Raw genomic sequence first — 13,177 nt, 5'->3', positions numbered from 1 at the left:
CGTGAGGCAGAAATGTTTTTATCGGGTGATGAGAGGCGGAGGGACAGCGCTTCTCGGGCTGGCATTAATGTTTCACGGCTGCGGTTCCGGCGGCGGCTCCTCGACGCCGGAAACCCCGGTTGATCCAGGACCGACGGTCGCAAACAGTATCGCCCTTGGCCCCATCGGCGGGGCAACGGTCACCATCAGCGACCTGGCGGGGCAGCAGCAGTATCAGACGGTCACGACACCGTTCGATGCTGCAACGGACCTGATGGATGATAACCAGACACTGGTGCCGTACGCGGAGCAGACAGTCGGAAAATTTACGGTCTCGCTCCCCGGTCTGGCATCGACGCAGTTGCTACTTGTGAAGGCTGAAGGGGGCGAAGATGTCGACCCCAACGATGATGGACAGTACGACGCAGCCGCGGTCAAAGCCGTCCAGGGAAGCCTCTATGCCTATGTGACGGTATCGGATCTGCTTAACAACAATGTCCGGGTGAACGTCTTCACCACCATTGCAGCCGAGTGGATCCGCCGGGAGGGTCTGACGGACGAGACAGAGATCAAGTCGGTGCTCGCCCGCCTTTCCGGATTTCTTTTTGCCTCCCCGTCGACAGCGCTCAGCGCGTTTAACCCGGCAAAACTGACCACGGGCGGTGCAATGGAGGATCTGACCCTCTTGATTGATGCGCAGTCCTATGCGGATGCCGTGGCGTCGGCAACGATCCAGGAATTGTTTACGGGAACGACCCATCTTTTCCACGATACGGACAACGACGCCCTTTTTGATGATTTTGAGCTGCTGGTCGGTACGAACCCGGCAGCCGCGAACAGCGACGGGGATGCGCTGGGTGACTACGGCGAGTTTTTTGCCGGAACCGACCCCATGAGCAGCGATACCGGGGCTTATGAAGATCCTCTCGCCCAATATCAGTGGCATCTGGATGCGACGGAACCGAACGACATCAATGTTGCTTCGGTCTGGGAGTCTTATGCGGGCCGCCGCAATATTTATGTGGGCGTGGTCGATACAGGTATTGAAGCGATCCACCCCGATCTGGTCTCGAACCTCGACCTGACGAAGAGCTACCGCTGGTCCGACGGCTCGAACGACCCGTCGCCCGATGCGGACCAGCTCGCTACGGACCCCTACCTCTCTGCGCACGGGACGGCCTGTGCGGGTCTCGTCGCCGCTTCGGGGTGGAACAGCCTCGGTGTCAAAGGGGTGGCCCCGTTCGTCAAGCTGGCGGGGTACAATGTTTTCTCGCAGTCGCCGCTGACGGACGTTACGCTGATCCAAGCGCTCTCCAAAGCGGTAGACATCTCCTCGAACAGCTGGGGCGACCCCTCCGAATTCCTCTATAACGACCAGACGCTGATCGACGGTCTGCAGACAGGGGCGGAGCAGGGGCGCAGCGGGAAGGGGATCGTCTACGTCATGGCCGCGGGGAACGACCGCAGCAATTCGGATTACTCCCCGCTGCATATCGGCAACGCCAACAATGCTGGCGTCGCGAACAACCCCTATGTCATGACCGTGACGGCCACCGATAAGGACGGCAGTTACTCCTCCTATGCCAATTTCGGCGCGAATGTTCTGCTCGCGGCGCCGGGCGGCGAGTTCGGCGAGCAGTATGATGCCGTGAACGGAGCGGCGATCGTGACGACGGATTACACCGGGTACGACTACGGGTTTGAATCGACCGGCTTCGTTGAAACGTACCGTCTCGACCCCAAGACGAATCTCCCTGTCTATTTTGATGTTTCGGGTAATGAGAACGGTGACTACACCAACTATATGAACGGGACGTCGGCAGCCGTACCCATGGTCAGCGGGGTCGTCGCTTTGATGCTCAGTGCGAACCCGGATCTGACCTACCGCGATATACGCTATATCCTTGCAACGACAGCCAGAAAAAACGATCAGGGTGACGGCGACTGGACGACCAACGGCGCCGGGTGGCATATCAACCACAATTACGGCTTCGGGCTGCTGGATGCCGCGGCTGCCGTCGCCAAGGCAGAAGGTTTTGCGTCGCTCGGCACGGAAACCGTGCTGCCGAAGCTGACAAACGACATCGCGGATACGGCGATTCCCGATGCGAACGCCACCGGCGTGACGTCCACGATTACCGAGGCACAGACGCTGAGCGTGGAACATGTCGACGTCTGGGTGACCATTGACCATGCCCGTCCCGGGGACCTCGATATTTGGCTGATATCACCGGCGGGGACGGAGAGCCATCTGGCATACGGCGGGGCCTACTACCTGGAGGGCTCCTACGCCAACTGGCGCTTCTCCACCGTCCGCTGTCTCGACGAGGATGCGGCCGGAACATGGACGCTGACCGTCAAAGACCTCCGGGCCGGAACAACCGGTACGTTTAAAAGCTGGTCGCTGCAGATTCGGGGACATTAAGGGGTGAGTATGATGGTACGTATGATAATCATGGCGGGGTGGTTGCTGGCGGCTGCGGCAATGGCCGAGGTTCCGGCAATGACCAAACAGGTGCTGCAGACGAAAAAATCCTCGATGGTTTTTTACCGCGCAGAGGATGAAATGGCGCTCTTACGCGCTGCCGGTGCATCGGCCAAGCGGGTCGTGAAGGCCGCCCCGGCCGAGGTGGCGGCGAAGACGGCCTCTTCCGGATCCGAGTACCGCCGGGTCTTTTACACGTCAGAGCGCCGGAGCGAACGCAACCGCTTTATCGCGACGGGGAATGTACTGATCCGTCTGCATCAAGATGTCAAGCCCGAAGCCTTTGCCGCCGCGCAGGGATTGACACTGATGCAGACCGTGAACGCATCGGCGGGGATCTACCTCTTCGCCCCCGCCGGTGCCGGAGAACTGATTGGGCAGACCAACCATTTGAACACCCTCTCCGAAGTCGACTACGCCGAACCGGAGTGGGTCAAACCGATCCTGCTGCGATGACATTAAGCGAGACAGTTTTATGCCCCGGCCGGTGGGGGATTCTCTGTGTTATTACCTGCTATAATACCCGCCATGTTTAAAAACCTCCGCAAATACCTCTATATGATCTGGCTCGGGAAGAAGTTCATCCCCATCTTCCGCCATGTCTATCTAGACACGCAGCTGGATGAACACGACCGCTATCACGCCCTCTCGAAGGAGCGCCAGAACTATTCGCTCAGCGTACTGGAATACCTCAACGTCGTTCCGGTGATGCACGGCGGGCTCCCCGAAGCGAACCGGGTGCTCTATATCGCCAATCACCGCAGCCTGCTCGACATTATCAGCATCGAGTCCCTCTTCTCTACGCAGCAGAAGGCGGGGATGTGGATCGCCAAGCAGACGCTGCTCGACAACAAGATCTACGGGAAATTTTTCGAATACAGCGGCTGTATCGCGGTCGACCTCAAAGCGGGGAAGGGGATGCTAGCCTTTTTTAAAAAGATTAAGCATATTTTCCAGGTGGCGCCGGACCTTAATCTCTTTATGTTCCCCGAGGGGGAGCGTTTCGGCGGCGAGGGAGTCGGGCCGTTTCAGCCGGGCGCGGAGAAGATCGCCAAGGCAAACAAGATGCAGATCGTCCCGATCTATATCGACGACCAGCTTGAAAAAGTGTACCAGGCTTCCCCGTTCAAGCAGCCTTACGAAGTGCACATCCATATCGGCGAGCCGCTCGCGTTGGAAAACATCGAAGAGCAGTACCGCGCGTTTATGGACGCTGCGAAAACGCTCACCCCTAAAACAGCGTAGGCTGCAGGGCCTTCAGGCGGAAGCTCCGGCGATGGACGGCGCTGTAGCCATGGGTCTGGATCGCCTCGATGTGTGCCGCCGAACCGTACCCCTTATGTTTTTCAAAGCCGTACTGCGGGTAGGTTGAGGCCAGGGCGACCATCTCCCGGTCGCGGGTAACCTTGGCGAGGATGGAGGCCGCGCTCACTTCGGGCACGTCGGCGTCGGCTTTGACCTGTGTGCGCAGTCCCTTGACGCCAAAGGTTGAATTGCCGTCGAAGAGGTAGTCGGCCTCCCCCAGAACCTCCATAATCTCTTTGAGCCCTTTTGCGAGGCAGGCGGAGATGCCGTCGTCGTCGATCTGTTGCGCGGAAAAACGCACGATGTGGTAGGCCGCGTTTTCCGTAATGCGCGCGTAAAGCGCTTCGCGCTTTTTCTCCGTCAGTTTTTTCGAATCGTTCAGGCCGTCGAGCGGCGCGTGCAAAATGACGCCCGCCATAACGAGAGGACCTGCGATGGGGCCCCGCCCCGCCTCGTCGATCCCGCAAAGAGGTGCTGCTGTTTCCATACGGATATTTTAGGGTGTTCCGGCCCAAATATAGCTATAATCGGTAAAACGAGGGGAGGGAAAGCGCAATGCGGTTACTGTTGGTCTGGCTCTCGATGACACTCCTGCTGTTCGGTTCGGAGGCTTCCGAGATCGTCAAAAAAGTGGAGGATAACCTTCGCGGAAAAGACGTCTACATGAAGCTGGAGATGGTCATCACCTCGGCGCGGCACAAGCGGACGGTGCGGATCGAGAGCTGGGCCGAGGGGAAGACGAAGAGCTTCATGAAGATACTCTACCCGCCCAAAGACAGCGGCATCACCTTTTTAAAACTCGACAAGCAGCTATGGCAGTACGTGCCGAAGATCGAACGCATCGTCAAGATCCCGCCGTCGATGATGCTGCAGAGCTGGATGGGGAGCGATTTCACCAACGACGACATGGTTAAAGAGAGTTCGATGGTCGACGACTATGACGCAGAGATCCTCGAAAAGACGGCGGAGACGGTAACCATCGCTTTCACCCCGAAACCCGATGCGGCCGTCGTGTGGGGACGGATTGTCTCGCAGATCGACCGGCGGACCTATACCCAGATGCATGACGTCTTTTACGACGATTTCGGCAGCAAGGTGCGGGAGATGTTTTACAGTGACGTCAAAACCTTCGGTACGCACCATATCCCGACGGTTATGCGGATCAAACCGCTGGAGAAGGGCAAGGAGAAGAACGAGACGCTGGTGCTCCTCTCCGACGTCGTCTACGACCGGGGCGTGAGCGGCAGCTATTTCACGAAGCAGGCGCTTAAACGCTACTCGCGCTAGGGATCATGATGTTCGGACTGGCGTTGAAAAACATCCTCCATTACAAAGGGCGGACCGTCGTCACCTTTGCGCTGACGTTTTTCAGCTCCCTGCTCTTTATCGTCTACGTCGCCCTGATGGACGGTTCGCATGCGCATATGCTCAAAAGCGCCCTCGACATCTATGAAAACGCCCTGCATATCTACAAAAAAGGGTACCGTGAAGAGGGGGGGTATGACTACCTGCTGACCGACGTCTCGGCCGAGGAGGCGCTGCTGGCGCGCACGGCGGGGATCGCGGCCTACGCGCCGCGCCTGGAGAGTTTCGCGCTGCTCTCCACCCCCCGTGATTCTGTGGGGGCGATGGTCGTAGGCATCAACCCCGGAGGGGAACGACGGCTTTCCAAAATGGCTGAAGCGCGCCGTGAAGGGCGCTACCTCGAGGATAACGACACCAACGCGCTTTATATCGGCAGCGAACTGGCGGTGAGGCTGAAGGTGGGGGTCGGCGATACCGTGGCGCTCATCGGCACGGCGACGGACGACTCCTTTGCCGCGGAGAATTTCCGGATCGTCGGCATTTTCAAAACGGGCCTCTTTGAATTTGACGCCTCCTCCGCATTTGTGAACAAGGCGTACTACGACACCCTGATGCTGAGCGGGGATATGGCATCGTACATTGTCGCTTCCGTCGATGACCTCACGGCGCTGCCGCAGACGGTCAACGCGGTGCAGGCCGGGCTGGCCGAGGGGCTCGAGGCCGTGCCGTGGACCGTATTGATGCATGCGCAGGTGGAGGCGATGGAGGTGGACAGCGTCTTCGGCTACATCTCAATGGGGGTCTTCTTCGTCGTTATTTTCTTTGTCATCATGATCTTCAGTTTCCTCAACATCGTCGGACGGACCCGGGAGCTGGGGATGCTGCGCGCCATCGGCCTCTCCCCCCGGAACGTCTCCGCACTGCTGCTGCTGGAGATGCTGCTGATCGCGCTCGCGGCCGTTGGGCTCTCCGTGGCAGTGGGGGCGCCGATCGCCTGGTATTTCGAGTTGCATCCCATGGTGATCGAGGGGATCGCGGAGGCGTACCGCGACTACGGGATCGTCGACGACCAGATTCCGATGCGTTTCGACTGGTCCACCATCGGCTGGAATGCGGGAGTTGTCTTTGCTCTCAATATGCTGGCCGTCCTCTACCCCATTGCGGTCGTCAAGCGTTACACCCCGGTGGAGGCGATGCACCATGTCTAAAACGACCTTCACCCTGGCCCTGAAGATGGCATGGCACAGCCTGTGGCGCCGCGCCCGCCGCTCCGGGCTCGTCATTCTCATGATTGCCGGCAGTATGACGGCGATGCTCGCCATCGAGGGGCTTTACGACGGCATGGTCAAAACGATGCGCGAGAGCACGATCCGCAGCGACAGTGGCGAGATCTCCGTCTACGCCCCGAAGTTCCGGCTCTACCAGAGCCTGGAGTACGCCATCGCCGACGACCGGCCGCTGCTGGAAGCACTGGATGCGGACACGGCCGTCGCCGCCTACTCCGTCAGGCTATCGCAGACCGGCCTGGCCTCGACCGCGCGCAAGTCGGCGATGGGACGGCTGGTCGGCATCGACCTGGAGGCCGAAGAGCGCTTCGGGCAGCTCTCCGGCTTTGTCAAAACGGGGAAAATCGACTGGGGGCGGCGGCAGAACGGCTGCGCCATCGGCAAGAAACTGGCGGAAGATCTGGGCGTCGAGGTGGGGCACCGCCTGGTCTTCTCGTCGCAGAACGCCCAGGGGGATATCAGCGCCGTTTCGCTCTATGTGACGGCGATCGTGCAGACGTCGAACCTGCTCATCGACAACCAGACGATCTACGTCGCCCTGCCGCGCAGCCGCACCTTCTCAGGACTGGGTGCGAACGGCGCGACCCAGGTGGCGCTGCGGCTGGCGGCACCTTCGCAGACGGAAGCGGTTGCCGCACGGCTGCAGGCCGCCTTCCCGGGGCTGGAGGTCGAGACGTGGCAGACGCTCTACCCGGTGCTCCAACAGATGCAGGAGATGATGGTCATCTTCAACTCCATTACCTTTGCCATCGTCATGCTTGTGGTCCTCATCGGCATCTTCGGCGTCATGCTCGTCTCGGTGCTTGAGCGGACCCGCGAGTTCGGCATCCTCATCGCGCTGGGGACACCCCAGTCGCAGCTGCGCACCCAGGTCGCCGCGGAGGCGCTGGTGCTGGGCGTGGTCGGTTTTGTGCTGGGGGCATTCACCAGCTACGCCGCCCTGTGGTACCTGCAGACGCAGGGGCTCGACCTGCGCGAATACGCGGCGGGGCTGGAGGCGTTCGGCTACAACGCCGTCGTCTACGCCGATATCAAGAGCCGCTACTTCACCAACACCTTCCTGGCCATCATCGCGGCGGCGATCGTGTCGGTGCTGATGCCGTTGCGAAGGCTCAAAAAGCTTAATCTTATCGAGGTGATACAGGTATGATCGAACTGCGCAGAGTGAACAAATACTTTTACAAGGATACGGAGCGCGAGGTGCACGCCCTGCGCGACATCGACCTCGCCGTCGCGACGGGGGAGTACGGGGTGATCACCGGGCCCTCGGGCTGCGGTAAAACAACGCTGCTCAACGCCATCGGGGCGCTCGACGCCATCGACAGCGGCTCCATAACCATCGACGGCACCGAACTCTCCGGCCTGGACGAGGGGGCACGCTCGCGGCTGCGCCTGGAACAGATCGGCTTCGTCTTCCAGGCCTATAACCTTGTGCCCGTCCTCACGGTGCGCGAGAACATCGGCTTCATCATGAAGCTGCGCGGCTTTGCACCGGACGCGATCGAGACGCGGGTGGCGGAGGTGGCAAAACTGCTGGAAATAGAGGAGAAGCTCGATGCCATGCCGGGCCATATCAGCGGCGGCCAGCAGCAGCGCGTCGCCGTGGCCCGGGCCGTGGCGGCGAAACCGAAACTCATTCTCGCCGACGAACCGACGGCCAACCTCGATTCGCGCAACTCCGAGCACCTGATGGCGATGATGAAGCAGCTCAACGCGGTCGAAAAGATCACGATCCTCTTCTCTTCGCACGACGATTACGTCGTGGAACAGGCCCGCCGGATCATCAAGCTCAGCGACGGGCAAGTCGTGCCATGACCCTGCGGCGTTTCGCTGGTGCATCGTTACTGCTGGTTCTGATGCCGCTACGGGCGGCGGAGACGACCTTCACGATCGAAAATACGAATTTCCTGCTGCAGCAGCACTCCGGTCTCGACGACACGGCGTACACCTATGACTATGACCGGCTCCGGCTCAGCGGGGGCTGGCGCAGCGGGGCCTATTTTCTGACGGGCATCGGTGACGTCGTCAACTATCTGGGAGAAGGGTATGTGCACAGTGACGAATTCGCGCTGTTTGACGAGGTCCGGCCGGACATCCCCTTCGAAGTGCGCACCGAGGCGCAGCATTACGGTCCGGGCGTAGCCCATGCGCGGATATACCGCCTCTACGGCGGCTATGAGGACAGTGTGCAGCGGATCACCGCCGGGGTCCAGAAGATCAGCATGGGGGTGGGGCGGATCTGGACGCCGACGGACCTCTACAACGCGAAGAACAGCTACGCCCTGGAGCCTGACGAGGTGTACGGCGTTTTGGCGACGACCTACAGCTATGCCCCCAGTGACCTCAGTACCGTCACTGCCGTCGCATCCCTCCGCCACGACCGCACGTTCAAATATGCCGCACGAGGGAAGGGGTACCTGGCCTTTGCCGATGTCGGCATCGACTTTATCCGCAGCGAAGATACCCTGATGATAGGGTATGAGCTCGAAGGGAACTTTTTCAGTACCGGGGCGGAGTGGCGGAGCGAAGGGGGGTACTTCAAGAGCGACCTCCTGGGCACCGAGTTCTTCCAGGGGATCGCCGGGTTTGACTACGGATTCGAAAACGGCATCACCTGGGTTGTCGAAGCCCTCTACAGCTCCGAAACCTTCACCTATACGCAGCTGCTTGACAACTACGCCGATGAACTGGTCGGGAATATGGTGCAGTCCCCTTTTTACGCCGGGACGACGTTGGCATATGATTTCAACCTCGCCTTCAGCGGTTCCTTTCTCTACATAGAGAGCTTCGACGAGGCGAACAGCCGTTTCGTCGCACCGTCACTGACCTACACCCTGAACGATCACAACACCTTCACGGCCGGTATGCTGCTGGGGTTCGGCAGCGACAGCAGCGCGTTCGGCCCCTACGGCGAGCGCTTTTACCTGGAGTGGCAGGCCAGCTATTAGGGAGAAACGAATGTTTTCAAAACGTATCCTTGCCGTAACGCTGGCGATATCAATCGGCATCGCGGGCGTAATATTCGCCTTCTACAATTCGCCATCTTTTTTAAACAAGGATTGGACGATGAAGTTTGATAAAACAATGATCATGTTATCCGCCTCGGCAGCAGCACTGCTGATGCTCAGCGGCTGTACCGAAGACGGCTCCAACGGCGTTGACGGCATTACTCCGAACACGAACGAAGCGACACTGCTCTCTTTTTCAGAGCTGAGCGCTCCTGTTCTCGACGAGGAGAAGTCTTCGCTCCGTGCAACGGACAGCGTGACCTACCTCGAAACGGGCAAAACGGAGACGATCGGCTTTACGAAGCTGATGGCGACGGCCGATGTGAACAACGGCGAAACCTTCGGCCTGCTCAAAGACCATACGGACGCGGCGATCTCTTTTACCGACGGCAGCCCGTATATCTGTAACGGTACAAACAGCGGCGACGGTTCGGGTCTGGACCACTCCTCCATTCTGCGTGCCAATGGCCGTATCTTTATGGTCAACCAGTTCGAATGCGGCATCGGCGGCATGTACGGGATGGAGCTGCAGCAGAACAAGGGTACGCTCTCCGTCAAACCGGACTCCATGCAGTATATCAGCCAGAAAGCGGAGTTCGGCGGCTGGGTCCACTGTGCCGGTATGACGACGCCGTGGGAATCCCACCTCGGTTCCGAAGAGTATGAGCCCGATGCGAAAAAAATCGAGGATACGCTTGATCCTTCCACGAAGCTGACAGGCAACTCCCGCTTCAACGAGGTAACGAAGTTCTACTGGCATGACGAGAACAACGCGAACGCCACGGCGGACAACAACCCGTACTTCTACGGCTGGATCCCGGAAGTCACGGTTGACGCGTCTGTCGCGACACCGGTCTTCGGTTATACAAAACACTTCAGCATGGGCCGTGCGGCATGGGAACTTGCCTACGTCATGCCGGACGAGCGTACGGCGTACCTCTCTGATGACGGTACGAACGTCGGCTTCTACATGTACATCGCCGATGCGGCGCAGGATCTGAGCGCGGGGACGCTGTACGCGGCCAAGTGGATCCAGACGTCCGACGAAGGTGCCGGCAAAGCCGACCTGATGTGGATCAAACTGGGTCACGCGACGGATGCGGAGATCCGCACGATCGTTGCCGGCGAGCCGGTCTTCAGCGACATCTTCGCCTACGAAGCGCCTGTTGCCGATGCATGTAACCCGGGCTATACCTACGTCAACACGGCGATGGGCAAAGAGTGTCTGCAGGTCAAAACCGGTATGGACAAAGCAGCAGCATTCCTCGAAACACGTCGTTATGCAGCAATGAAGGGTGCGACGACCGAGTTCAGAAAAGAGGAGGGGATCACCTTTGACCCTGATCACGGTGTCCTGTTCGTAGCAATGAGCCAGGTCACTAAAGGGATGACGGATGGCGAGGGCGACGTTCAGCTCAGCGACAACAAGTGCGGCGCGGTTTACGGCCTGAACATCAACGGCGAAAGCCAGGCAGCCTATGATACGGTGCAGAGCAAGATCGACAGTAACTACGTCGTCAGCAACATGTACGGGGTTGTCGCAGGTGCGCCAGCAAGCTACCCGGAAGGTTCCGCCTATGAGAGCTACACTTGTGCGGTCAGCGGCATCGCCAACCCGGATAACGTCACGTACCTTGCAGGACAGAACATCCTGGCGATCGGCGAAGATACCGGCTACCACCCGAATGACTTCGTCTGGGCTTACGATGTCGTCAGCGAAAAGATGACCCGCATCATCTCCACGCCGTACGGCTCCGAGACAACGTCCCCGTACTGGGAGCGCGACGTCAAAGGGTATGACTACCTCACCGTCGTCACGCAGCACCCCTTCGGTGAAGTTTCCACCGGTGACGTAGAGTACGGCCTCGTCGGCCAGGCGACGGACGCACAGAAAGAGTCCTTCGTCGGTGTCGTCGGACCGTTCAAGTTCTGATCGCCCCCCGGGCGACCAGGGAGGGCCTTCCGCCTTCTCTTCGTGCAGACCGTACCGCCTCCTCCGTACGGTCTGCAAGGAAAGAAATATGACATACCCCTCTTATATTCTGGCATTTGTTTTACTGTTTTCAGGCTGCAGCAGCGATACTCCGGCAGGTGACGCCAATGCGACGCCAACACCGCTTCCCGAGGTGAATGCGACTGCCTATGAAACGGACCAGCTTTTCACGGACGTGACGGCGATGACCGTCAAGAACAGCGCCGGTGCCTATGTGACGTCGCAGTGTTATACGAAAACAGAGGATGGCGGCGGGAACACGCACAACCCCTGTTTCACCTGCCATACCAATTCGGTCGAGCCCAACTATATCGACGATGCGGCGCTGCAGGAGAGCTACAGGTTCAGTGAAGCGACCTATAAGAACCCGTGGACCAACCTCTTCAGCGACCGTACCGATGCCGTTGCTGCCGTCTCCGACGCGGCGATCCTCGATTATGTCCGCGGGGATAACTATTTCGACGCCAATGGCACGATTATGCTCGGCGAGATCCTGAAGCATGTTCCGGATGCCTGGGATTACAACCATGACGGGAAGTGGGGCGGCTTTACCCCTGACTGCTACTTCGCGTTCGACGGGGAGGGGTTCGACCGTGACCCGAACGGCGCCTATACCGGCTGGCGGGCCTTTGCCTACTACCCTTTCCTCGGTACCTTTTGGCCGACGAACGGTTCTACGGACGATGTGCTGATCCGGCTGCCGGACGTGATGCGGCAGAACAAGGAGGGCGTCTTTGACAAAGAGGTCTACAAGGTCAACCTCGCCATCGTGGAGGCGCTGATCAAACGCAGCGACATTGCGATCGAGCCGGTGGACGAGAAGGTGTTCGGCGTGGACCTGAACCAAAACGGGACCCTGGACAGCGCGACCAAGGTTGTCTACCGCTGGGCCGCGCCCTCGTACGATTTTGTAAAGAAGCGCTTTTTCAACTACGCCATGTCCTATGTCGGGCGCGCCGAAAACGCGCAGATCGACAACGCGCTGCACATGGCCCCGGGCCTCTACCCAGAGCAGACGGAGTTCCTGCATACAGTGCGCTATATCGACGTGGATGCCAACGGCAGCATCGGGATGGCTCCGCGGATGAAGGAGTTGCGCTACGGACGCAAGAGCGCCTGGAACACCTACCCGCAGCTCTCCAACGCGGCGCAGGCGGAGATCAAGGACAAAGATGACTTTCCCAATCGGCTGCGTACGATTACCGGCAATGAAGAGACGGGACTCAATACGGGGCTGGGCTGGGTCTATCAGGGGTTCATCGAGGACAAGCAGGGGTACCTGCGGCCTCAGACCTACGAGGAGACGCTCTTCTGTATCGGCTGCCATTCAGGGATCGGTGCCGTCGTCGACAGTACTTTTGTTTTCCCGCGTAAATTCGATGCGGGGGCGAAGCAGATGGGATGGTACCACTGGACACAGTCGGCGCGCGGTTTCAAAGATATCAAAGAGCCGATGCTGGCCGACGGCCGCTATGAGTACACTCTCTACCTCGAAGCTAACCATGCCGGGGACGAATTCCGCGGCAACGATGAGGTGATGGCGCGCTTTTTCGATGCCAACGGGAGCCTGAAACTATCCGAGATCGAAGCGCTGCACAGCGATGTCTCACGGCTGATCCTTCCCACGCCCGGGCGGGCGTTGATGCTGAACAAGGCCTACAGGGTGATCGTTGATGCCCAGAGCTACATTTACGGACGCGATGCGCATGTTGCCCCGGCCCTCAATGTGCACCGGGAAGTGGCCATCGGCGCCCCGACCGGCGTCAAGGCCGTCACGATGGAGCGTTATCCGCTGCACTGAATGATCGGAAGCCCC

Annotated in this window: 11 protein-coding genes; 10 read left to right on the top strand and 1 reads right to left on the bottom strand. The window is 59.4% G+C overall.

The window, feature by feature from the left end; all coding sequences use genetic code 11:
* The first annotated feature begins 28 nt into the window (after positions 1–28).
* The 3 genes from LOH54_RS12170 to LOH54_RS12160 all read left to right on the top strand — a co-directional run bounded on the left by LOH54_RS12170 (position 29) and on the right by LOH54_RS12160 (position 3,709).
* Positions 29–2,404, top strand: coding sequence for a S8 family peptidase (locus LOH54_RS12170; RefSeq protein ID WP_231021245.1), 2,376 nt, complete (start codon positions 29–31; stop codon positions 2,402–2,404).
* A 12-nt stretch (positions 2,405–2,416) separates the two neighbouring features.
* The gene (locus LOH54_RS12165) at positions 2,417–2,920 is read left to right on the top strand and encodes a serine protease external chaperone (RefSeq protein WP_231019371.1); all 504 of its coding nucleotides are present in this window, start codon (positions 2,417–2,419) and stop codon (positions 2,918–2,920) included.
* 72 nt (positions 2,921–2,992) lie between these two features.
* The gene (locus LOH54_RS12160) at positions 2,993–3,709 is read left to right on the top strand and encodes a lysophospholipid acyltransferase family protein (RefSeq protein WP_231019370.1); all 717 of its coding nucleotides are present in this window, start codon (positions 2,993–2,995) and stop codon (positions 3,707–3,709) included.
* Here LOH54_RS12160 and rnhB read toward each other — a convergent pair.
* Complete coding sequence (gene rnhB / locus LOH54_RS12155; RefSeq protein WP_231019369.1) at positions 3,696–4,256, bottom strand: ribonuclease HII; 561 nt, start codon at positions 4,254–4,256, stop codon at positions 3,696–3,698. The two genes, LOH54_RS12160 and rnhB, sit on opposite strands and share 14 nt — an antisense overlap.
* Before the next feature lie 68 nt (positions 4,257–4,324).
* Between rnhB and LOH54_RS12150 the strand changes: the two genes are divergently transcribed.
* The 7 genes from LOH54_RS12150 (at position 4,325) to LOH54_RS12120 (ending at position 13,162) form a co-directional block, all read left to right on the top strand.
* Positions 4,325–5,056 carry an outer membrane lipoprotein-sorting protein gene (locus LOH54_RS12150; protein WP_231019368.1) on the top strand — a complete coding sequence of 244 codons (732 nt, stop codon included), beginning with the start codon at positions 4,325–4,327 and terminating at the stop codon, positions 5,054–5,056.
* Between the two features lie 8 nt (positions 5,057–5,064).
* Complete coding sequence (locus LOH54_RS12145) at positions 5,065–6,282, top strand: ABC transporter permease (RefSeq protein WP_231019366.1); 1,218 nt, start codon at positions 5,065–5,067, stop codon at positions 6,280–6,282.
* On the top strand, positions 6,275–7,510 hold the full coding sequence (locus LOH54_RS12140) for an ABC transporter permease (RefSeq protein WP_231019365.1): 1,236 nt from the start codon (positions 6,275–6,277) through the stop codon (positions 7,508–7,510). The genes LOH54_RS12145 and LOH54_RS12140 overlap by 8 nt, the downstream gene beginning before the upstream one ends.
* Positions 7,507–8,175 (top strand): ABC transporter ATP-binding protein, encoded by a 669-nt coding sequence (locus LOH54_RS12135; RefSeq protein ID WP_231019364.1) that lies wholly within the window; start codon positions 7,507–7,509, stop codon positions 8,173–8,175. The genes LOH54_RS12140 and LOH54_RS12135 overlap by 4 nt, the downstream gene beginning before the upstream one ends.
* Positions 8,172–9,308 carry a hypothetical protein gene (locus LOH54_RS12130; protein WP_231019363.1) on the top strand — a complete coding sequence of 379 codons (1,137 nt, stop codon included), beginning with the start codon at positions 8,172–8,174 and terminating at the stop codon, positions 9,306–9,308. The genes LOH54_RS12135 and LOH54_RS12130 overlap by 4 nt, the downstream gene beginning before the upstream one ends.
* Before the next feature lie 118 nt (positions 9,309–9,426).
* Positions 9,427–11,301, top strand: coding sequence for an alkaline phosphatase PhoX (locus LOH54_RS12125; protein ID WP_231019362.1), 1,875 nt, complete (start codon positions 9,427–9,429; stop codon positions 11,299–11,301).
* Between the two features lie 88 nt (positions 11,302–11,389).
* A complete protein-coding gene (locus LOH54_RS12120) occupies positions 11,390–13,162 on the top strand; it encodes an Aq_1262 family (lipo)protein (protein WP_231019361.1) in 1,773 nt (590 codons plus the stop codon).
* The last annotated feature ends 15 nt before the right edge of the window (positions 13,163–13,177 follow it).

The sequence above is a fragment of the Sulfurimonas sp. HSL-3221 genome (assembly GCF_021044585.1).
Lineage (GTDB): Bacteria > Campylobacterota > Campylobacteria > Campylobacterales > Sulfurimonadaceae > Thiomicrolovo > Thiomicrolovo sulfuroxydans.
This window is presented reverse-complemented; position numbering and strand designations above follow the sequence as displayed.